This is a genomic window from Emticicia sp. CRIBPO, from assembly GCF_009905725.1.
GTDB lineage: Bacteria > Bacteroidota > Bacteroidia > Cytophagales > Spirosomataceae > Leadbetterella.
The window spans coordinates 391861-414595 of the sequence record NZ_JAAAKV010000001.1; the positions used below are offsets into that span (position 1 = coordinate 391861).

General features: G+C 44.0%; 21 protein-coding genes. 9 read left to right on the top strand and 12 right to left on the bottom strand.

What is annotated here, in order from left to right:
* Window positions 1-39: 39 nt before the first annotated feature.
* From GVN16_RS01715 to GVN16_RS01750, 8 genes are all read right to left on the bottom strand, one after another.
* Window positions 40-762: a hypothetical protein gene (locus tag GVN16_RS01715; RefSeq protein ID WP_166562102.1), complete on the bottom strand. Its 723-nt coding sequence runs from the start codon at window positions 760-762 to the stop codon at window positions 40-42.
* A 5-nt stretch (window positions 763-767) separates the two neighbouring features.
* A complete protein-coding gene (locus GVN16_RS01720; protein WP_166562103.1) occupies window positions 768-1799 on the bottom strand; it encodes a glycosyltransferase in 1032 nt (343 codons plus the stop codon).
* A 19-nt stretch (window positions 1800-1818) separates the two neighbouring features.
* A complete protein-coding gene (locus tag GVN16_RS01725; protein ID WP_166562104.1) occupies window positions 1819-2505 on the bottom strand; it encodes a hypothetical protein in 687 nt (228 codons plus the stop codon).
* A gap of 135 nt (window positions 2506-2640) precedes the next feature.
* A complete protein-coding gene (locus GVN16_RS01730; protein ID WP_166562105.1) occupies window positions 2641-2844 on the bottom strand; it encodes a YwbE family protein in 204 nt (67 codons plus the stop codon).
* Between the two features lie 6 nt (window positions 2845-2850).
* Window positions 2851-3171 (bottom strand): low molecular weight protein tyrosine phosphatase family protein, encoded by a 321-nt coding sequence (locus GVN16_RS01735; RefSeq protein WP_166562106.1) that lies wholly within the window; start codon window positions 3169-3171, stop codon window positions 2851-2853.
* Window position 3172: 1 nt separating this feature from the next.
* Window positions 3173-3703, bottom strand: coding sequence for a molybdopterin-binding protein (locus GVN16_RS01740; RefSeq protein WP_166562107.1), 531 nt, complete (start codon window positions 3701-3703; stop codon window positions 3173-3175).
* Window positions 3700-4131 (bottom strand): META domain-containing protein, encoded by a 432-nt coding sequence (locus GVN16_RS01745; protein WP_166562108.1) that lies wholly within the window; start codon window positions 4129-4131, stop codon window positions 3700-3702. The genes GVN16_RS01740 and GVN16_RS01745 overlap by 4 nt, the downstream gene beginning before the upstream one ends.
* Window positions 4132-4187: 56 nt before the next feature.
* Window positions 4188-4481 carry a DUF3817 domain-containing protein gene (locus GVN16_RS01750; RefSeq protein ID WP_166562109.1) on the bottom strand — a complete coding sequence of 98 codons (294 nt, stop codon included), beginning with the start codon at window positions 4479-4481 and terminating at the stop codon, window positions 4188-4190.
* A 150-nt stretch (window positions 4482-4631) separates the two neighbouring features.
* Here GVN16_RS01750 and GVN16_RS01755 point away from each other — a divergent pair, with 150 nt between their 5' ends.
* Both GVN16_RS01755 and GVN16_RS01760 read left to right on the top strand, forming a co-directional pair.
* Window positions 4632-5102 carry an NUDIX domain-containing protein gene (locus GVN16_RS01755; protein WP_166562110.1) on the top strand — a complete coding sequence of 157 codons (471 nt, stop codon included), beginning with the start codon at window positions 4632-4634 and terminating at the stop codon, window positions 5100-5102.
* A gap of 11 nt (window positions 5103-5113) precedes the next feature.
* Entirely contained in the window at window positions 5114-5941 is an 828-nt protein-coding gene (locus tag GVN16_RS01760) for a DUF3822 family protein (protein WP_166562111.1), read from the top strand.
* Between the two features lie 21 nt (window positions 5942-5962).
* On the opposite strand, the gene GVN16_RS01765 is transcribed toward GVN16_RS01760, so the two are convergent.
* Entirely contained in the window at window positions 5963-6313 is a 351-nt protein-coding gene (locus GVN16_RS01765; protein ID WP_166562112.1) for a hypothetical protein, read from the bottom strand.
* Between the two features lie 115 nt (window positions 6314-6428).
* Between GVN16_RS01765 and GVN16_RS01770 the strand changes: the two genes are divergently transcribed.
* The gene (locus GVN16_RS01770) at window positions 6429-7379 is read left to right on the top strand and encodes a ribose-phosphate pyrophosphokinase (RefSeq protein ID WP_166562113.1); all 951 of its coding nucleotides are present in this window, start codon (window positions 6429-6431) and stop codon (window positions 7377-7379) included.
* Window positions 7380-7381: 2 nt separating this feature from the next.
* Window positions 7382-7966 (top strand): 50S ribosomal protein L25/general stress protein Ctc, encoded by a 585-nt coding sequence (locus GVN16_RS01775; protein ID WP_166562114.1) that lies wholly within the window; start codon window positions 7382-7384, stop codon window positions 7964-7966.
* Window positions 7967-8082: 116 nt separating this feature from the next.
* Here the strand turns inward: GVN16_RS01775 and GVN16_RS01780 are convergent, their stop codons facing one another.
* Window positions 8083-8778, bottom strand: coding sequence for an NAD-dependent deacylase (locus GVN16_RS01780; RefSeq protein WP_166562115.1), 696 nt, complete (start codon window positions 8776-8778; stop codon window positions 8083-8085).
* Window positions 8779-8888: 110 nt separating this feature from the next.
* Window positions 8889-11363 carry a type I DNA topoisomerase gene (gene topA, locus GVN16_RS01785; protein ID WP_166562116.1) on the bottom strand — a complete coding sequence of 825 codons (2475 nt, stop codon included), beginning with the start codon at window positions 11361-11363 and terminating at the stop codon, window positions 8889-8891.
* Between the two features lie 439 nt (window positions 11364-11802).
* Here topA and GVN16_RS01790 point away from each other — a divergent pair, with 439 nt between their 5' ends.
* From GVN16_RS01790 to GVN16_RS01800, 3 genes are all read left to right on the top strand, one after another.
* Window positions 11803-14073, top strand: a complete 2271-nt coding sequence (locus GVN16_RS01790; RefSeq protein ID WP_166562117.1) for an aconitate hydratase — start codon at window positions 11803-11805, stop codon at window positions 14071-14073.
* A 343-nt stretch (window positions 14074-14416) separates the two neighbouring features.
* Window positions 14417-16006, top strand: coding sequence for a serine hydrolase (locus tag GVN16_RS01795; protein ID WP_166562118.1), 1590 nt, complete (start codon window positions 14417-14419; stop codon window positions 16004-16006).
* A gap of 205 nt (window positions 16007-16211) precedes the next feature.
* Window positions 16212-17042, top strand: a complete 831-nt coding sequence (locus GVN16_RS01800; protein WP_166562119.1) for a sterol desaturase family protein — start codon at window positions 16212-16214, stop codon at window positions 17040-17042.
* A gap of 79 nt (window positions 17043-17121) precedes the next feature.
* Here the strand turns inward: GVN16_RS01800 and GVN16_RS01805 are convergent, their stop codons facing one another.
* Window positions 17122-18447 carry a DEAD/DEAH box helicase gene (locus GVN16_RS01805; protein WP_166562120.1) on the bottom strand — a complete coding sequence of 442 codons (1326 nt, stop codon included), beginning with the start codon at window positions 18445-18447 and terminating at the stop codon, window positions 17122-17124.
* A 389-nt stretch (window positions 18448-18836) separates the two neighbouring features.
* Here GVN16_RS01805 and GVN16_RS01810 point away from each other — a divergent pair, with 389 nt between their 5' ends.
* Together GVN16_RS01810 and recA are read left to right on the top strand one after the other, a co-directional pair.
* Window positions 18837-21560, top strand: a complete 2724-nt coding sequence (locus tag GVN16_RS01810) for a PSD1 and planctomycete cytochrome C domain-containing protein (protein ID WP_166562121.1) — start codon at window positions 18837-18839, stop codon at window positions 21558-21560.
* Between the two features lie 83 nt (window positions 21561-21643).
* The gene (recA, locus tag GVN16_RS01815; RefSeq protein WP_166562122.1) at window positions 21644-22687 is read left to right on the top strand and encodes a recombinase RecA; all 1044 of its coding nucleotides are present in this window, start codon (window positions 21644-21646) and stop codon (window positions 22685-22687) included.
* Window positions 22688-22735: the final 48 nt, after the last annotated feature.

The window sequence follows — 22735 nt, forward strand, 5'->3', positions numbered from 1 at the left end:
AGCTGAAAGGCCATTATACAAATTCCCCTTTCTTTTGTATTAATTATCCCAGGCCTTGGTAACCAGGTTGGTAGTTTTTCCCTGCCTGATCACAAAGGATATTTCTTCAAACTTATTCAGCACAATGTCAACATTGTTTTTATCAACTTCACCCTCACAATTGCTTTCCTTTGAGTCAACTTTCACAAGGCCGTTTGAATAAATACTTCCATACTTATCCACAGTCAGCCAGACCGGGGGATCAGAAGAATGCAACTCCTGCCCTACCAAAAAACAATCCTTTATTTTTCCGTCATACACCAGTGTAGCGAATATCTCGCTGCCACTTGTAAACGGACAAGCTTCATAACTTCCGTGCTTCACCGTCCAGATTCTGAAAACAGAACCGTCTTCCAGTTTGACTTCTTTCAGTTTTCGGGCCGCTATGTCTTTGGTCATGCCCAGATCAAGGTGCTCAACGTACTCATTGTATTTTCCCGCTTTTTTGAGCGAATCGATCCTGTAAAACTCACCAAAAATCCATTTGAAATCATTGAGGGTGTCTTTATCAAAAAAATCGCCGGTCAATTCCCTGACTTCTGAAGCGGTCAGCGGTGCCAGTGAACTGTCGGCCTCAAGGCTGTCGAACAGCAATGAATCCGTCTCGAAAACCACGGAGGCTTTGTCAGGAACATCCTGCTGTTTCTCGTCTTTCTGCTGACAGGAAAAGACACTTACCAAAACAAAAGCAACAGCGATGACAGGACGGAAAAAAGTTTTCATGATGATTAATAAGTCCGGCCTTTCCAGACCAGTTTAGTAGGTAATATATAATAAACCAGCTGAAAAAACCAGAAAACAAACATATAAACCGTATAAACAGGCAGATAAGGAATCAGAAATGTCTGCCGGAGTTTTCTTAAAACAAACGTTCCGGTACATAGATTAATGACCAGTACACCCAGAAAAATGTACAAAGGCAGCCACAGGTTGAAAAAACCCAGGATCACCACCGCCGGAAGTGCCAGAGCCTGCATCATGATCGGAACGATCAGAAAAGACCTGGATTCCATCCCGCCTCTGAACCATCTCTTGCGTTGCTCAAAATATTTTTTCGGGGGTTTGGTATGGGCCAGCACACCGGGTACAAAAGTCTGGACAAACGGATAGCCGCTGTCGATAACGGCCCTATACAGGGCGTAGTCTTCCACAATAGAAAACCCGATAGTTTCGTAACCACCGTTTTCCCAATAGGCTTCCTTTCTTACGGCCATGTTATTGCCCATACCGGTCGTCGCTATTTTCATGACGCTGAAAAGCTTCATTTCCGAAATAGCCATGATCCACTCAAGGGCCTGACAAGCCGTAAAAACAGAAGTGGCTTTGACAATCGTAATACCGACAACCACACCCACAGGTTTGGTATCTGTACCGGTATTGTCCGGCAACTCAAAATGACTCAACATGGTCTCTACCCAGGTTACGGGCAACTCCACATCTGCGTCCGTATAAAAGTAGAAATCACCCGTAGCGTGATGCGACATGATCGCCAGCACACGGGCCTTTCCTTTCAGAGAACGGATATTTTCAGGTTGCTGAGCCAACAGGGCCTCGTCAACATTGATCAGGTTAAAATAAGGTTTCCCCGAGATAAATGCCGTAATGATTTCTTCTGTAGCATCAGTAGAAGCGTCATTGCCCACCAATACCTGCAATTTATCTTTAGGATAATTAAGTTTTTCTATCGACTTCAGAAGATCCACGACATTATCTTCCTCATTTCGGGCGGCGACCAGAATGGTTACATCAGGATAATTCAAGGCAAATTATATTAAATATTTACTTACAATTAGAGTGTTCATAAACATGTTTGGCAAAATCTTCCCACTTATAATCTTCCTTCAGTTTTTTCACCAGTGACGGACAGGTTCCGTACATCAGATCAATAGATTCCTTGTAGTTTTTCTTCTCTATCTTAAACGCAGGTTTATTGCCTACTTTGACATAATACGATTTGTCAATACCACCGGCCAGGGTCAGGCCGCCGATACCTACCGACATGGTTTCTCTGGCCCAAGGGTCAAAATACACCCTGATTCTGTTGGCAAAGGCAGGGTTAACAATCTGCATCAGAAGCTCCTGCTCCTTTCCTTTCAGAATCACTATTGAGTTTTCAAGAAAACCGTATCCTTTATTGATGGTTTCGGTATTGATTTTGGAGTTCTCCCATTTGTCAACCTTCGTGGTTACGTCAATCGTATTGCCCAGTTTGGACCAGCCGCTGGCGGGTAAATACATTTCTTTTATTTCTGAAGGTTCAATTTTGCGGCTCTTTTTATCAATCTTAAGGGTAATTTCTTCAATCAATCCTTTCTTGCGGTCCAGGTCGTCAATGGAGCCTTCCAGCTGTGTTCCGTCTTTTAATGTGATGTACGAGGGCTTCTTTCCTGAAAAAGTATCAAAACCGGGCATGAATCCCTGTGCGAAGGTAAATGTAGAAACAAAAAGTAAAAGGATAGTTTTCATAGATAAGGGTTTTAGGGTTTAATTAAGACATGCGAAAGTAACACTATTTTTTAAGAATAATGATATTATTTATTTGATTAATCTTGTCTGAATCGACTTTCAGAGGCTTTCAGAGCCATTTGTCAGGAAATTCCGTCAAAAATCTTCTTCAACGATCTCCTGTACACGACCGATCTCCCCTGTATCCAGTCTGACTTTGATGCCGCGATGGTGATGGGGAGCACTGGTCAGCAGATTTTTTACAATTCCTTCAGTAAGTTCTCCGGTTTTCTGATGGTGTTTCTGTACAATTTTCACCAGGGCACCGGGTTTGATATTGGCTCTTACTTTTCCGTCCATATTCGTTTAAATGAGATAATTTTCAACTTTTGATTCAATTTCTTCTATCAGTTCAGGATCCATGTACTGATATTCATCCGGAATATCAAGCACCACCACTTCCTTGCCCGCCATTTCCTCCCTGAATTTCTCCAGGAGCCTCTTTTTATGCTTATGCTCCATCACAAAGATCAGGTCTGCACATAACAGGTGACCTGCATTGACCTTTATCCGTGCTGAAGGCTCGGTTCCGGCCGATTTTACGTCAAAGCGGCCGGAATTTTTATAAATGGTTTCAGCAGTGGCACTCCTCCATTTGTTTCTGCTGCAAATAAAAAGAACTTTCAACTTACTCTGCTTTTTTGACGATGATTTTCTCAAGATTTTTGACGTACCTTCTTTCTGTCGCCTCATCTAACGGCGAAAGTAATGCCAACCTTCCTTTCAGGCTCTCCAGTTTCAGGTTATCGTGTTCCGTCAGGATGTAGATTTCGTCTCCGACCGGATTATTAAAGATTTCGTTCCACGAAAACACAGCTTTGTGTCCCGAGGATCCGACAAAAACGAAGTAAAATTCACTTAACTTTTCAAGGCTGTCGGTCTTCAGTGATACATCCGCAAAAATATCCTTGATCCTCACCCCTCTCGCGTTTCTCAGCGTAGACTGCGGATGTCCGAGGTAATTGATCAGCAGGATGTTGCCGACATTCCTTTCTTCATAAGACCTGAGCTTGTCCTTATCAATGCTCACTTCCTTATTCACAAGCCCGGTTATAACAAATTTCTCTGTAGGTTTCTGTTGCTGGGCACACAAAGGATAGCCCGCGACCAGTAAAAACAAGAAAAGGCAGGCTTTATTAATGGTGTTTCTGTTCATCATTTCTTAATAAACCTCATCACTGCAATATCTCCCATGATAAGCGTGAGGGTTGACTCATCCGCATCAAAAGTATTGACTTTTTTCAGGGTTTCTATAAAAAGAGATTCTCCCTGTCCTTCACACATCATCCTCGTCATAGCAAAAGGTCCTTTCAGGTCGATTGTGTTATTATGGGCAGTAAACCCGCCGTTGAAATTATTGCAACCCGTATTACCACTGACTTTTTTACCACTGAGATCAAAAGTAATCTCCGGTTTCTTGTCCGGGTACAATCCGTCAAAGGCAATCCTCGGGCCTGAAATATAGTTGAGCACCCAGGTCCCGTTGAGATGTGAAACGGCTTTCATATCGGTGGTTGTCTTTAAGTTTTTACATGCCGGAATGAAACCCAAAAAGACGGCAGCAAATACAAGCATTGCTTTTTTCATAACCAGAAGTTTTTATGTGAACGTAACGTTTTCAGGATATTGTATACTATCCTCAATTAATTGAGTTCTGTTCTGTACAGTTTTTTATCTGCAATAAATGTACCGAAAGGAATCAGCGAAGCAATGAAAGCCAGGAATATCTTCTTGAATGACCACTTGTTCTCGAAAGAAACGGAAATCAGCAGAAGGACATATAGAATAAAAAGCAAGCCATGGACCATCCCTACAAAGTAGTTAGGTTTGGGCATAGACATCCAGTATTTAAGGGGCATCGTAATAAACAACAAAAGAAAAGAACAACCTTCCAGGAAAGCCACCGCCCTGAAACGGCCCAATGTAGTATTCATCATATTAAGTACAGAAAATTTTGGTTCTGATTAAGCAACACAGGTTTTGAAATGAAAGTTTGGTCTCCGGGAATATAATTGATAATAATTTTCATGAGAAATATCTTGATATAACCAGCAAAAAAACTCTAAATTTGAAAACAAAAAGCATATATGTCAGACCCTGTCACAGATTTATACGGAAATAAAATACGGATAAGATGCTGCGGCTTACTTTTAAAAGGAGAAAACATATTGATGGTCAGGCACGAAGGACTGGGCGGGGCAGGTTTTTTCTGGGGCTTCCCCGGTGGTGGCGTTGAACCGGGAGAAACACTGGAACAGGCCCTGACAAGGGAATTTCTTGAAGAAACACATCTGAACGTAGTGATAGAAAAACCTCTGCTGCTGACCGAATTCATCCGTCCGCCGCTGCATGGTGTGGAACTTTACTTCCTTGTTTCGGGCGACGGCCAGGCGGCACAGCTGGGCTCAGATCCCGAACTCAATATACTGACAGGTCTTGAATGGATGAGTTTTGAAAAAATCAGGGGGTTGCAGCCCGGTACAAGACCCGCATTTATCGACAAATATTCTTGTCTGAATGAATTGCTAAATACAGATACAAAAATTAGTTTTGTGTAACGATTTCTAAAATGGAACCTATATATAAAGTTACTGATGAAAGATTTGATGTTGGAAACCTCGACCAGCATGATCTTTCCATTGAAATCAGTACCGAGCGTTTCAGGTTCTCCCTAAAAAACATCAGTTCAGGCCTGATCGTCTGGCTGGAAGATTACTACCTGGGTGGTGGTGCCGATTTTGAAGAAAATCAATCCATCATTGAAAGAATTTACACAGAGCACCAGTTTCTGGCGGCGAACTTCTGGCACAAAGTCCAGGTGTCCTTTGTCTCTCCTTTTCACCTGGTTTGCCCTGAGCACCTGTTTATGCCCGGCAAGGAAAAAGATTACCTGAATATCCTTTTCGACCACAAACTTTCAGAAAATTTCGCTTTCCGGCACAGAAACTTCAAGGAAAGCCAGACAACACTGCTGATTGCCTATCCGGCCTATTTTCAGCACTTTTTTGCGTCAAAATATCCCAAAGAAAAAACGACTTTTCATTTTACGGCTGAAGAAATCACCCGGTCGCTGGTAGAAGGCCAGGATCCTGAAAACCTGGTTTATATTTTCCTGGATGACTCCTGCATTACTTTCTATTATCTTGATCAGTTCAATACTTTGCAGATCGAACGTTTTCCCCTGCAATCAAAAGAATATACCAACCTGATTAAGAACTTCGGAGATAAACTGTGCTTTGTTTTCGGTGAGCTGACCTTGTATTCACCAACTTTCAAAACGCTGCAAACGACCTGTAAAAACATCAAGTTCGGATCCAGCTCTGCCAGGGTAAAGTTTTCACAATACTTCCAGGACTTGCCACAGCACAGGTACGTGAGTTTATTTCTTTTGTCTTAACAGAAAAAACATTCTGAACGCTTATTTGTTCAGTTTAGAGCCGATACGAAAATCAAAGCCGTTCTGAACTTTAAGATTGTAATCAAAAAACTCTATGGCTCTTTGTACTCTCTTTTGGTTAAGGGCTATAAAATAAGGAGCTCTGCCCTCTTTACGGATCAGACGGGTGTCCAGTTTGTAGATGGTTCCTTCAGGATATCTGGCGATAACCTGGTTGGGACAGCTCACTTTGAGTTTACAAGGCACATGCTGGCCGTCGATAGTCATTAACCGCATTTTATCCCGGGTAGAGTCATATACTGCCTCAGCATAAATGTCAAGAAAATACTTTTTGGATAATTCGGGTATTTCGTCAACCAATGATAATTGCATGCCTGAATGCTTGTTTATAAATTTTTTTACAAATTAAACGGAAAATAATTAAATTCAAATAGTTTTTACCATAGAATTTATCTAATTTTGCGGAACTTTTCAGAAAATATCAAAAATGGCAGAGGTAAAGATTTTCTCAGGTACAAAGTCCAGGTATCTGGCTAGTAAAGTAGCCGATAGCTATGGTAAAGAGTTAGGTAAAATATCCATCCAGAAGTTTGCAGACAGTGAAATATCTGTGGCATACGAAGAATCCGTAAGAGGTTGCGACGTATTTCTGGTTCAGGGCACTTTCCCCAACGCAGACAATCTGATGGAGCTGCTCCTGATGATTGATGCAGCCAGAAGGGCATCAGCACACTATGTTGTAGCAGTTATTCCTTATTACGGTTATGCACGTCAGGACCGTAAAGACAGACCAAGGGTGGCTGTGGGAGCTAAACTGGTGGCCAACATGCTGGTAGCAGCAGGAGCCGACAGGATCATGACGCTTGACCTTCATGCAGGACAAATCCAGGGTTTCTTTGATATCCCGGTGGACCACCTTGAAGGAACTTCCGTTTTTGTTCCTTATCTGAAAACGCTGAACATTGAAAACCTTATTTTTGCTTCTCCGGACGTTGGAGGGGTGTCCAGGGTAAGGAAATTTGCCAGTCATTTCGAAGCTGACATCGTTATTTGTGATAAATACCGTAAAAAAGCCAACGAAATAGCAGGAATGCAACTGATCGGGGATGTGGAAGGAGCCAACGTCGTGCTGGTCGATGACCTTATCGACACCGGTGGAACCATCTGTAAAGCCGCTCAGCTGATCATGGACAAAGGAGCCAAATCGGTGAGAGCCATCTGTACCCACCCGGTGTTATCGCACAATGCCCATGACAACATCCTCAATTCGGTCTTTACTGAATTGATCGTAACGGATTCTATCCCGCTGAAACAGGATAATCCAAAAATTAAAGTCCTTTCGGTAGCTGAACTGTTCGGCAAGGCCATCGGAAGAATCAGAGACAACGGATCTATTAGTACATTGTTTATAAATTATCAACATCAAATTGCATTTTAATTATGAAAGTAACTGAGATTGTAGGGTTTAAAAGAGCGAATCTCGGTCGTCAGGCGGCTCAGGAATTACGTGCCCAAGGTATGGTTCCGAGTGTATTATATGGCGGCTCAGGTCAGGTATCTTTTTATGCTCCGGCCTATTTGTTCAGACCATTGATTTTCACGTCTGATGCTTACGAAGTTAAATTGAACATCGAAGGTACAGAATACACTGCTATTCTTCAGGACAAGCAGTTCCATCCTGTAAACGATTCACTTGTTCATGCTGATTTTCTTGAAATCACTCCGGATAAAGTCATAAAAATCGAGATTCCTATTCGTCTTTCGGGTACGGCTATCGGACAAAAACAAGGGGGTAAACTGGTTCAGACATTGCGTAAGCTACGTGTTCAGGGACCAGCTAAATCTATTCCTGAGTTTGTTGACCTTGACGTTACTACTTTAGGATTGGGTAAAGCGATCAAAGTTAAATCTATCCAACTGGAAGGTTTGACCATCATTGATTCTGAATCTAATCCGGTAGCTACAGTAACCATCCCACGTTCACTTCGTGGTGCTGCAGGTGCTGTTGCGACTGACGAGGATTAATTTCTATTTGTCTTTAAAAAACTCTAATAGGTTAAGGCCTTCCGTATCCCGGAAGGCTTTTTTTATTCTGATGGAGCAAGGAAAATGGATAAAGGAGGACATCACAGCATGACCCCTCAGGCGTACTCTGAAATGAGACGCCGGGCCAGCGGGGGCAATCCGGCTGTAGCGGTGTCTGTAATATAGGTCATTTTCTTGTATTTGAATGACATATCCGGAATAACAGGGTCAACAATAAACTTGGGAGCATCCATCGGAACATACTGGATCAGGCCGGCTGCCGGATAAACCTGCATGCTGGTACCAACCACGATAAAAATATCAGCTTCGCTGCAAATGGCCGCAGCCGTTTCGATCAGTGGGACCATTTCGCCAAACCAGACGATGTGCGGTCTCAGCTGCCCACCGTCTTCGGCCAGGTCGCCCAAATGAATAGAGTCCCCTCCTATATCCGAAATAAGCAAAGGGTTTTTCACACTCCTGACTTTGGATAACTCCCCGTGCAGGTGAATCACCTCCAGCGACCCTGCCTTTTCATGTAAGCCATCTACATTCTGCGTGATGATCGTCACATCAAAATACTGTTCGAGCTCAACCAGGGCCAGATGACCGGCATTAGGAAGGGCTTCCATCGCACTTTTCCTTCTCTGATTGTAAAACTCAAGTACCAGCTCGGGGTTTTTAGCCCACCCCTCCGGTGTAGCCACGTCTTCAATGGCGTAGTTTTCCCATAAACCCCCACTGTCTCTGAAAGTCCTGAGGCCGCTTTCGGCACTGATACCCGCTCCGGTTAAAACAACGATTCTCTTCATATTTTTCAGTTATGCTTATTGCATTGAAAGATGGAAAAGCCATCTGCACAAAAATAAAAAAAGCACCTTGAAAAACCATTCAAAGTGCTTTTAATATAAATATTATGTTCTTAGCCTTCTGCCAGTTTCAGACAGTCTTCCAGCGTAAGACTTTCAGGTTCAGTGCCTTTCGGAATTTTGACATTGCGTTTTCCGATCTGGATATAAGGACCGTACCTTCCGTTCAATACTTTCACTTTATCATTTTCCGGAAACTCCCTGATAATTTTCTTGGAAGCCTCTTTCTTCTGCGATTCAATGATTTCCACTACTTTTTCATCGGTCAGCTCCAGCGGGTTCTCTTTCTTGTCGAGGTTATAATAACTCGCACCGTGTTTGATATAAACCCCGAAACGACCTTTTCCTATGATCACCGGCTGATCTTCATAAGGAGCCATTTCACGGGGCAAAGCACTGCCCGGATCATTTCTCTTCAGCTCAATCAGTTCTATAGCCCTTTCTTTGGTAATTAACAGCGGGTCTTCTCCTTTGTCGAGGTTAAAGTATTTGCCGTTGTGCAATACATACGGGCCGTATCTTCCCTCGTTTACCACCAACGGGCTGTCTTCAAAAATACCGAGCTCCAGCGGAAGCTTGGGACCTTTAAGTATGGCCAGGGCTTCATCAAAGGTCATCGACGAAATCAGCGTGCCTTTCTTGATGGATACGAAAGCAGGCTTGTCTTCATCTGTAGACTCTCCTACCTGCAGATAAGGGCCGAATTTACCGATTTTTGCAAAAATCTTCTTTCCTGAATCCGGGTCTATCCCCAATTCATAAGAGTTGGTACCACGTTCTATTTCCGCACTTTCTGCCTGTCCGATTTTAGACTGGAACTCTTTGTAGAAATTATCGATCATAGACTGCCAGGCCACTTTCCCCTCTGCCACATCATCAAACTCAGTCTCGACCTTGGCCGTAAACTTATAGTTCATGATGTCTTCGAAGTTCTCTACCAGGTAATCATTCACAATGATCCCCAGGTTGGTCGGGAACAGCTTGGCTTTTTCCGAACCAAAGGTTTCCTTACCGTGATTCGTGGTAATCTCCTGACTCTTAAGAATATACTCCTTGTAATCACGCTGATTACCAGGTCTGTCTTCTTTGACTACATATTCTCTTTTAATAACGGTCGAAATGGTCGGTGCGTAAGTGGAAGGACGGCCGATGCCGAGTTCTTCCAGTTTCTTCACCAGACTCGCTTCAGTATATCTGGCCGGCGGACGTGTAAAACGCTCCGTGGCTTTCATGGTCGACAACTGTAAAACCTGCCCGATGTTCAACGGAGGCAGCATGTCGCTGTTTTCTTCGTCTTCATCATCGGTTGATTCGAGGTAAACTTTCAGGAATCCTTCAAACTTGATAACTTCACCGGTGGCGGTAAGTTCCTCAGTTCTGGTGGAAATACCGATTTTAGCAATGGTACGCTCTATGATGGCGTCTGCCATCTGAGAAGCGATAGAACGCTTCCAGATGAGGTCGTACAATCGTTTTTCATTGCGGTCAGACCCGGCATCCATCACAGAGAAATCAGTCGGCCTGATGGCTTCGTGAGCTTCCTGTGCCCCCTGGCTTTTGGTTTTGTAAACCCTTGCTTTAAAAAACTTCTCTCCGTAAGCGGCCTGAATCTGGTTTTTGGCACTCTCAATCGCATCCTGGGAGAGGTTCGTGGAGTCCGTTCTCATATAGGTGATCTTACCGGATTCATACAGTTTCTGTGCCACCATCATAGTCTGTGAAACCGAGAAGCCCATTTTCCGGGCCGCTTCCTGCTGCAGCGTTGAGGTGGTAAAAGGAGCTGCCGGCGACTTGGTCGTTGGCTTTACTTCCAGGTCATTGATCTTGAAAATAGCTTGCTTACAATCCTCCAGGAATTTATAGGCATCATTTTCTGCTTCAAAGTTTTTGGCCAGTTCAGCCGAAAGCACTTTCCCTTTATCTACTAAAAATTGTGCTACTACCTTATAAGAAGACTTCGATTCAAATTTCTCAATTTCTCTCTCCCTTTCCACCACTATCCTTACAGTCACAGACTGCACCCTTCCGGCAGAGAGATTTTTACGGTCGGCTCCGGCCCTGATTTTCTTCCATAACACCGGAGAAAGCTGGAATCCTACCAGACGATCTAGTATCCTCCTGGCCTGTTGAGCGTTGACCAGGTCTATGTCTATGGTCCTCGGGCTTTCGATGGCCTTGTTGATGGCGTTTTTCGTGATCTCCCTGAATACAATCCTTTTGGTCTGGTCGTCCAGCCCCAAAGCTTCTTTCAGGTGCCATGAAATAGCCTCTCCTTCGCGGTCATCATCGGTCGCGAGCCACACTTCCTTGTCTTTGGCCAGTTTTTTGAGTTCATTGACTACTTTTGATTTGTCAGCTGAAACTTTATAAGTCGGTTCAAAGTTTTTATCTATATTGACCCCAAGTTCTTTTTCAGGTAAATCTCTGATGTGCCCAAAACTTGATTTGACTATAAAATCTTTTCCAAGATAGCCCTCAATGGTTTTGGCTTTGGCCGGGGATTCAACTATTACTAGATTTTTTGACATATATTTTGTTGAGAATTCAATGATTTCGAAACAAAGTAACTACATTAATAATAGAAATTGAAATGAAAATGTTCAAATACCTTTAAAACTATGGATTCCGGGGTATTTTTTTAAACAGGTCTGTCATTTTTCAGAGATTATAAGAGTAATTTCTTGGAATATTTCAATTACTGTAACAGCAAATGATTTCAGCCTGAATCTGATGATGAAAAAAAGCATTTAAAAACAATAGTTTTTCTATTTTCACACACCAAAATAAAAAAAAACACGAAGAAATTATCATATATACATCTGATAAACAAACACTTATCACCATATATAGAATGATTATAAATATGAAAGAGTAAAAAATTAGAAAAATCCTATTTTTTATTAATAAACCCTTCGTAAATTTGGCAGTTAGTGTACAATATTTTATTCAATATATATATAGAAACAAATGAAAGTATTTGATTTGGACATGATTAAGGCAATATATGCCCGAATTCCTGAAAGAGTTGAGGCTGCAAGGAAGATTGTAGGAAGGCCATTGACTTTAGCCGAAAAAATTCTTTATTCTCACCTTTGGGATAATATTCCGGCTACGGCTTTTACAAGAGGCAAAGATTACGTTGATTTTGCTCCAGATAGAGTAGCTATGCAGGATGCAACGGCTCAGATGGCCCTGTTGCAGTTTATGCAGGCTCAGAGAGAGAAAGTCGCCGTTCCTTCCACTGTACACTGTGATCACCTGATTCAGGCTAAGATCGGTGCCGGAGAAGACCTTAAAGTGGCTAATGAAGTAAACAAGGAAGTTTACGACTTCTTATCTTCTGTTTCTAATAAATATGGTATAGGTTTCTGGAAGCCGGGTGCGGGTATTATCCACCAGGTGGTACTTGAAAACTACGCTTTCCCTGGCGGTATGATGATCGGAACCGATTCTCACACTCCGAATGCCGGTGGTCTGGGTATGATCGCCATCGGTGTGGGTGGTGCTGATGCCTGTGACGTGATGGCAGGTCTGGCCTGGGAACTTAAAATGCCTAAACTGATCGGTGTTAAACTAACCGGATCGTTGAAAGGATGGGCTTCACCAAAAGACATTATTCTTGAAGTAGCCGGCCAGCTGACTGTAAAAGGTGGTACAGGTGCTATCGTTGAATATTTCGGTACCGGTGCTGACAAACTTTCAGCTACAGGTAAAGGAACCATCTGTAACATGGGAGCTGAAATCGGAGCGACCACTTCAGTGTTCGGTTTTGACAAGAAAATTGCCAACTATCTTAAAGCTACCGGCAGAGCCAGAGTAGCCACGATGGCATCTAAAATAAAAGAATACCTTCGTCCTGATCAGGATTGTATCGACAATCCTCATACCTACTACGACCAGGTGATCGAAATTAACCTTTCGAAACTTGAGCCGAGAATCAACGGTCCGTTCACGCCGGATCTGGCCTGGCCGCTTTCTAAATTTGCTGCCGCTGTCAGAAAAAACAAATGGCCTGAGAAACTGGACGTGGGTCTGATCGGTTCATGTACCAACTCATCGTACGAAGATATGACGCGTGCTGCTTCCATAGCGGCACAGGCTGTTCAGAAAAATATTAAAGCTAAGGCAGACTTTACTATCACTCCGGGTTCGGAGCTGGTAAGATATACCGCAGAAAGAGATGGTCTTCTGACTACTTTCGGTAAAATCGGCGGTGTGGTGTTAGCCAATGCCTGCGGACCATGTATCGGACAGTGGGCCAGATTCGGAGCTGAGAAAGGAGAAAGAAACTCTATCATCACTTCGTTTAACAGGAACTTTGCGAAACGTGCAGATGGTAACCCTAATACCCATGCTTTTGTAGCTTCTCCTGAAGTAGTAACAGCATTTGCGATTGCAGGTGACCTTACTTTCAACCCGGCTAAAGATACATTGACCAATGAAAACGGAGAGCAGGTAAAACTGGATCCGCCGTTGGGTATCGAACTTCCGCCACTTGGATTTGATGTACTGGATGCAGGATATCAGAAACCGGCGAGAAGCGGTAAAAATGTAAAGGTTAAAGTAAGCCCGAAATCAGACCGTCTTCAGTTGCTTGCTCCGTTCACTGCCTGGGAAGGTACTGACCTCAGCGGACTGAAACTTCTGATCAAAGCCAAAGGAAAATGTACTACCGACCACATCTCAATGGCTGGTCCGTGGTTGAAATTCCGTGGTCACCTTGACAACATCTCCAATAACCTTCTGATCGGTGCGGTTAACTCATATAACGACTCAACCAACACGGTTAAAAATCAGATCACAGGAGGCTACGGTGAAGTTCCTGCTACCCAGAGAGCTTACAAAGCTGCCGGTATCGGAACCATCGTTGTAGGTGATGAAAACTACGGTGAAGGCTCATCACGTGAGCACGCGGCCATGGAGCCACGTCACCTGGGAGTAAGAGCGATACTGGTAAAATCTTTTGCCCGTATCCACGAGACCAACCTTAAAAAACAAGGTATGCTGGCCCTTACTTTTGCCGACACATCTGATTATGATAAAATTAAAGAAGATGATACTTTTGATATCTTAGGTCTGACGACTTTTGCTCCGGGTAAGCAACTGACTGTAGTGGCTAACCACTCAGACGGAACAAAAGATGAAATCAAAGTGAATCATACTTACAATGATGCCCAGATCACCTGGTTCAAAGCCGGTGCTGCCCTGAATATCATTGCAGCGAATGCAAACGCTTAATTTTTCAGCGATATAACAGAAAGCCCTGAAGTCGTGACTTCGGGGCTTTTTTTGTTGTATTGGAAAAAAGAGAATGGAGGAAGGAAAAGGTCCGGATGTGGTGCGGAGAGTACAGGTTGATTTGTTTAACAGCAACACCTCTGCCAAATCATCCAGTAACTCCCGCCCCGTCAAAGCCCAGATCGGGCAAGCATTCATTCATTCAATCATTCAATCATTCACTAAATCACAAATTTCCCTGCAAATAATCGCCATCTTTTGAGTATCTTCAAATCTGCAATGCAAGACTTCGTCAATTCACCACAACAGGAATCAGTTTCAACCCTTAAAATTTAAAAAAACGATGAGTTTAAACAGAAGAGCATTTCTTCAGCAACTGGGTTTTGGTGTGGCCCAGGCAGGATTACTGGCTTATTTACCGTCACGGGCTTTTGCCGGTGAACCAAATGCCCCGCACCTGGTCAGAAGTCTGCCCGAAGCCCAGGGCGTGGCCTCATCCGGTATACTCGACTTCCTGGATGCCGTTGAGCTGGCCGATCTCAATTTACATAGTCTGATGGTGCTCCGGCACGGTAAAGTCATAGCAGAGGGCTGGTGGGCCCCTTACGCTCCCGATTTAAAGCATACCTTATATTCGCTCAGTAAAAGTTTTACATCCACAGCGATCGGGATGGCCGTGCAGGAAGGTCGGTTGAAGGTATCTGACAAGGTTATCTCCTTTTTCCCGAAAGAGGTGCCTGCCAAAGTCAGCAAGAACTTGTCAGAACTGACGGTAAAACACTTACTGACGATGTCAACCGGGCATGCGAAAGACCCGACCGGAGCGGTGAGGGCACCTCAGAATACCAATTGGGTAAAGGCCTTTTTCAACGAACCCTTGGACCTTAAACCAGGATCGCAGTTTGTCTACAACTCGGCAGCCACGTACATGCTTTCGGCCATTATTCAGAAACTGACCGGGCAGACACTGCTGACCTATCTTGAAAAAAGACTTTTTGAACCACTCGACATCAAAGGTGCCGATTGGGAAACCGACCCTGCCGGAGTTTGTACCGGGGGATGGGGATTAAGGTTAAAAACAGAAGACATCGCTAAGTTCGGGCAGCTGTACCTTCAGAAAGGAATGTGGAACGGCAAACGCCTCATTGCAGAAAGCTGGATCAACGATGCTACCAGTTTTGAAATACAATCGGTGGGAGGATCAAGGAAAAAAGAAGAAAATGACTGGCTTCAGGGCTACGGTTACCAATTCTGGCGTTGCAGGCATGACGGCTACCGCGGTGATGGAGCCATGGGGCAGTATTGTGTGGTCATTCCGAATCAGGACCTTGTCATCGCCGTTACCAGCGAGACCTCCAACATGCAGGCCATTATGGACAACATGTGGGACCATATCCTGCCGGCCATCAAAGGCAACGAACTTCCTGAGGATAAAAGCAATCAGGCAAAACTCAGACAAAGGCTGGGTAACCTGGCTTTAAAAATTCCTGTGGCAGAAAATTATTCTTCCCTGATTCCGGACATCAGCGGCAAAAGTTTCAAAATAGACACGAATGAGATGAACATCAGCCAGGTTACCTTCTCTTTTTCTCCTGATGCCTGCAAAGTCTCCCTGGAAAATGACAAAGGGAAGCATGATATCCTTTGCGGACTTGGCAAATGGAAAGACGGTTTTACCGATATGTCAATTGCTCCGGTAAAACTGGTGCCGACCCCTGTGCCCGGTGAAACAAAAACCAGGGTAGCCGCCAGTGCTACCTGGCTGGAGAGAAATACGCTTGAGCTGACTTTGAGATACATAGAAACCGCTCATTATGAAAAAGTCAGGTATACTTTCTCAGGAACAGGCGTTAAGATAGAATTCAAAAAGAGTACCTCGATATTGTCAGGTACGCCTGACGGCCGGCCGGCCCTCTCCGGGACGATCGCCTGAGGCATCTCTGGTAAAATATTCAAAAGCCACCTTACTGGTGGCTTTTTTTATGCTTAAGCTTTCAAAAACAGACGGTTAAGAAAAAAAATATACTGTTCTGAAAAAAAACTTCTTGAAAAGTTTGCATAAAAAATGATAGTTAATTTACTTTGTCTATGGATTTAGTAGACTATATAATTTATCAGCAATAAACTTATCTTTTACCATGAAATTTACAGACAGTACTATTTATTATGAAATACTTATACTCTTGATTGTTTTCAGTTTGGGTGAATTTTTTACAGGTGCTTTTAAAAGCGGTAAATGGACAAAAAACGAGTGGCACATTACGATAGCAGGACTGGCTTTGTCCAGCGTGATTACCCGCCCGCTCAGTTTCCTGATTTACTCTTACATCCTGAATGTCTTCTTTGCAGATTATTATAATACTTTTGCCGCGGTTCCTATCTGGGCCGGTGTACTGATCACCTGTGTACTTGAGGATTTTACGCAGTACTGGTGGCACAGGGCGGCTCATACCTATGAATGGCTCTGGAAAGGTCACAGGGTCCATCACTCTGCCCCTGAAATGAGCGTTTTCCTCTCAGGCAGAAACTCATGGGTCTATTTGCTGATTTTCCCTTCACGCATTGTCTCAACCATACTTATATTCCTGGGTTTCGGAGAAGCTTTTATTATCGGGTATTTTCTTAAAATCCTGATCGGAATATCGGCTCATTCAAGCATCAGATGGGACAAACCGCTTTATGAGATCAAGTGGCTTCATCCGGTCATGTGGGTGGTGGAGAGGGTCATCTCTACTCCTGCCACACACCACGCCCATCATGCAGCCAGCGACAAAGACGGTATCGGGGTCATTAACGGCAACTACGGAAACATGTTCTTTTTCTGGGATGTGCTCTTCGGGACAGCCAAAATCACCAGGAAATTCCCTGAGCACATTGGTATCGAAGATTATCATGAAGAGCCCTGGTATGTGCAGTTAGGCTACCCGATCTTTAAATCTAAAGATCCAAGAAGTGAAATGTCTAAATAAAAGAAACTCATAGAACTCCGGAACAAAACCATGGTTTCCCTAAAACAAAAAAGTCAGGTGCGTGCACCTGACTTTCCTTTTATTTCTTGGCCCTCTTTTTATAGGCCTTTCCGTATTTCTTCTTTTTTTCTTCTTCAATGTCCCTTCTCACATTGACTTTCTGATTCTTTAATGATTTTTCGTGGAATGCCGGACCAACCTCCTTCTTCTTAGGTTTGGTCAGGATCGTCTTCATGTTGATCTTAGGCCGCTCCTCTTCCAGCAGTTCTTCTGAAACATCCAGGAACTTCGGCACCTCAAGTTTAGGGATTTTATAATCCATCAGAGCTTCTATACCTGTCAGAAACTCTTTGTCCTTTTCGGTTACAAAAGAAATTGCCGTACCTTTCTTTTCCACACGCCCGGTTCTTCCTATCCTGTGGATATAACTTTCCGGCACTTCCGGCAAATCGAAGTTGATCACGTGGGTTACATTTTCAACGTCCAGTCCGCGGGCCAGGATATCCGTCGCAATCAGGATCCGGCAATAACCATTCAGAAATGAGTTGATACTGGCAAAACGGTGATTCTGGGCTTTGTTGGAGTGGATCACCTCTACCCTGTCTTCATATTGTTCCTCGAGTCTATCATAAAGCAGATCTGCCAGCCTCTTGGTAGACACGAAAACCAGGACTTTGTCCATGCCTTCGTTATTGGTCAGCAAAAGCTCCAGGAAATTGATCTTAGTATAAAAGTTAGGCACTTCGTAATAACTCTGGGCAATATTCTGAAGGGGTGTTCCGGAGGCTTCCACCTCTATCCGGACAGGATTGTTAAAAAACACCTCGGTCAACTGCTCCACTTCTTCGGTGAGGGTAGCGGAAAACAGCAGGTTCTGGCGTTTGCCAGGTATTTTATCAAAAATATTCTTCAGCTGGGGTCTGAAACCCAGGTTGAGCATTTCGTCAAATTCATCTATCACCAGGCGTTTAAGTGTCTTGGGATTAAAGGATCCGTTTGACAGCAAATCGATCACACGGCCGGGCGTACCCACGATAATATCCGTTCCTTTGGCAATTTCGGCCATCTGAGGCTTCATATTAGCCCCTCCATACACGCCGACGGCCCTGATACTTGAATAAATGGTCAGCTGCTCTATCATTTCCACCACCTGAACCACCAGCTCACGCGTCGGCACGAGGATCAATAACTGGGGATATTTAACTTTGCTGAATATAAATTGCCTTAAGCAAGGCAAGAGATAGGCGAATGTTTTTCCTGTTCCGGTTTGTGCAATGGCACAAACGTCTTTTCCGGACATTACCACAGAAAACACTTTTTCCTGTACGGGTGTCGGCTCTGTTAAACCCAGATCAGTCAGAGCATTTAACAGAGGTTTATTTAAATTGAGTTCTTCGAAAGTCATACCTCTAAACACTTTAAAATGTAAAACTAGTTCGTTACCCGTGTAAAATAACCAAATTTAATACTCAAATCAACAGTTTCCGGCTGGTCGGATCAGAAAAAAGCGATAGCAAAAATACTATTTAGAATAATTTCAAATTACTTCAGAAAACTGTTATATTTGTATGCTGAGAAGCGGTATTATTACAGAAAAGAATTCCACTAAAGTCAGTGTTGTTAATCTCTGATTGATCAAGATCTCCAACCCTGATTATCGCATAATAATAAGGAACGGGCCTTTGTGTCCGTTCTTTTTGTTTTAAAACCGCCCCGTTCATCAGTCCCGGTTTTAAAAAATTTCCGAATCAAAACTATTTTTGCTAAATTCACGCTCATTCAACCTCATTAAAAATGTTCAACAGAGCCTTAATTATTGGTTCAGTATTATTTATTACTACTCTTTCCATCTATTTCCTTTCCAGGGAAAAAGAGGTGGATTTTAACACCCAGGTTAAACCTATACTCAATAAACGTTGTGTAGCCTGTCATGGCGGAGTCAAAAAAGCGGGGGAAATCAGCTTCCTGTTTGCCAATGAGGCCATCAACACAAAAGGAAAATCCGGCAAAACAGGTATTGTTCCGGGAGATGCGGAGCATTCGGAATTTTACAAAAGAATCATCTCCAAAGATCCGGAAGACCGGATGCCCAAGAACGAAGAGGAATTGCCGGAAGAAGAAATCGAAATCCTGAAAAAATGGATAGATCAGGGGGCAAAATGGGGTGATCACTGGGCTTATACACCGCCGCAAAAAGTAGATGTTCCGGCTGTGGGCTCTTTCCTGGGCAGACTGGGCATCACAGACGACAAAGAAGTAAACTGGGTCAGCAATGACATCGATCATTTTATACTGGACAAACTCAAGGAAGAGCACCTTACGCCATCGGCAAAGGAAAACAAAAGTACCTTACTCAGAAGAACTTATCTCGATCTGATCGGTCTTCCTCCTACTACAAAACAGCTGAATGCCTTTCTGGCTGATCAGTCACCCGGTGCTTATGAAAAAGTGGTGGACCAGCTTCTGGCCTCCCAGCATTTCGGCGAAAAATGGGCCGGGATGTGGCTTGACCTGGCGAGATATGCCGATACCAAAGGATATGAAAGGGATGTTTACAGGAACATCTGGAGGTACAGGGATTATGTCATAAAAGCGTTTAACCAGGACAAACCTTACGACCAGTTTGTGGTGGAACAACTCGCCGGGGATTTACTTCCCAATCCTACGAATGACCAGTACATCGCGACGGGTTTCCACCGGAATACCATGACGAATGATGAAGGAGGGACTGTCGATGAAGAATTCAGGGTGGCTGCCCTTATCGACAGGGTAAATACCACATTTGATGTTTTCCAGGGCACTACCATGGGTTGTGTACAGTGTCATACGCACCCTTATGATCCGTTTAAACACGACGAATATTATAAACTGATGGCTTTCTTCAACCAGACACGGGACGAAGACGTGGTAAGCGAGACGCCTTACCTGAAGTTTTATAATGAAAAGGATTCCTTAAAAATCGTGGCCCTGAAATCGTGGCTGAACCGGCACGCTAACCCCGAGACCAGGAAAACCACCGAAAAATTCATCAAAGTACTTGAGCCCAAATTCAATTCTCATGATATCGAAAGGGCTTCCGTGATTACTTCTACGCTTTTGGACGAAAAATACCTGGGTTTACAGCATACCGGGCTGGGTAAACTGAAAAATGTGACCTTAACCGGCAAAAACAGGCTTTTGATCCAGCTCTCTACAGGGGCCAAAAAGGGAGTTTTGAAAATCTATACCAATGAGCAAAATCTGACGGAATTCCAGGTGCCGTCCAACAAAGACACGGTGATGATCCTGGCTATTCCTGAGCTGAAAGGAAAGCACACGTTAAATTTCAGTTTTACAAATCCGGCAGAGCCCAAAACCTGGCTGACCGTCAAATGGGTGGCATTCCAGAAAGCACTGGCTGAGACCGACCCGAAAGCAGAAATCCAATACGCCGAGATTCTGAATGCAGGCACCGATAACGCTCCGATTTTCATTGACGGAGAGGGTGATTTGCTGAGAAAAACCTTTGTTTTTGAAAGAGGAAACTGGCTGGTGCATGGCAAAGAAGTCAAACCGGATGTGCCTTCCTATCTGGGCAAACTCCCCGTCGGCTATCCTAAAAACCGGCTCGGTTTTGCGAGATGGCTGGTAGACGGCAAAAACCCTTTAACTGCCCGGGTGGCTGTCAATCGTTACTGGGAACAGATTTTCGGCATAGGGCTTGTCGAAACCCAGGAAGATTTCGGCACACAGGGATTCACCCCTTCTCACCCGGAACTACTTGACTACCTGGCCCTAAAATTCCAGAACGACTTCAAATGGAGCTCCAAGAAAATCCTGAAGTACATCGTGATGTCATCGGCCTATCAGCAGTCGTCTAAAACGACTCCTGAACTGATGGAGGCTGATCCGTATAACCGCTACCTGGCCCGCGGACCCAGGGTAAGACTCAATGCGGAACAAATCAGGGACCAGGCACTGGTGGTCAGTGGGTTATACTCTCCGAAAATGTATGGCAGGAGTGTGATGCCGCCTCAGCCCAAAGGTTTGTGGCAATCGCCCTGGAATGGTGAAGACTGGAAAAATGCAGAAAACGAAGACCGCTACAGAAGGGCTTTGTATACTTACTGGAAAAGGACCAGCCCCTACCCTTCTATGACCTCATTTGACGCCCCGAGCCGTGAATTCTGCCAGATCAGGCGGATAAGAACCAATACACCACTGCAGGCCCTCGTGACTCTGAACGATCCTGTTTATGTGGAATGTGCGATTGCCCTGGGCAGGAAAATGAAGAACTCAAAAGGAAAAGTGAGCGATAAAATCAGGTCCGGTTTTAAAGAAATCATGAAGCGTGACATCAGCAACGATAAGCTGGCGATCCTCGAAAAAACCTATAACGAGTCTCTGAAATCGTATAAAAAATCACCGGAAGAGTCCGTAAAATTGCTAAAATCAACTGGCCCTGACCCTGAACTGGCGGCTTTGAGTGTAGCTGCTAACGTCATGCTGAACCTGGATGAGGTCATTACTAAAGAATGATGCATTTTGCTAAAAATACTAGCGTACAAAATAAGTTTAATTCAATATATTTGCCCTTCGAACCATAATACAAAAATAATTAAATGGCAGACAATACAGATAAATTAAAAATTCTTCAAACCACACTTGACAAACTGGACAAAACATTTGGTAAAGGTACGGTGATGAGATTGAGTGACACCAAAGTACTGGATGTACCTGTCATCTCAACCGGATCGCTTGGTTTGGATCTTGCTCTCGGAGTAGGCGGGTTTCCGAAAGGGAGGGTCATCGAGATCTACGGACCTGAATCATCAGGTAAAACCACCCTGGCCATGCACGCCATTGCAGAAGCACAGAAAAAAGGTGGTATTGCCGCATTTGTTGATGCAGAACACGCTTTTGACCGTGTATATGCTGAAAAACTGGGAATTGACACTAAAAACCTTCTGATATCACAACCGGACTACGGTGAGCAGGCCCTTGAAATTGCCGAGCACCTGATCAGTTCCGGTGCTATTGACATTCTGGTTATTGACTCTGTTGCCGCCCTTGTGCCTAAAGCTGAGCTTGAAGGTGAAATGGGTGACAGTAAAATGGGTCTTCAGGCCCGTTTGATGTCCCAGGCCCTGAGAAAACTGACCGGTACGATCAACAAAACCGGCTGTTGCTGTATATTCATCAACCAGCTGAGAGATAAGATCGGCGTGATGTTCGGCAGCCCTGAAACCACTACGGGTGGTAATGCCCTGAAATTCTACGCTTCGGTGAGGATTGACATCCGCAGGATAGGTCAGATCAAAGACAATGACACCAATATTATCGGTAACCGTACCCGTGTTAAAGTCGTTAAAAACAAAGTTGCACCACCATTCAAAGTCATTGAGTTTGACATCATGTATGGTGAAGGCGTTTCCAAGTCAGGTGAAGTACTTGACCTTGCCGTTGACCTGGATATCGTTAAAAAATCAGGTTCATGGTTTTCTTATGGTGACAGCCGCTTAGGACAGGGTCGTGACTCAGTGAAACAACTGATCAAAGACACCCCTGAGTTAATGGCCGATATCGAAGAAAAAATCAAGCAGACTGTTGCAGGAAATTCCGACGCATTGATGGACAAAAACGCCGGTGCAGACGCTGACGAATAATCTAGAGCTTGAAAATCCGTTAATCATATCAGGATACTGCACAGTGCA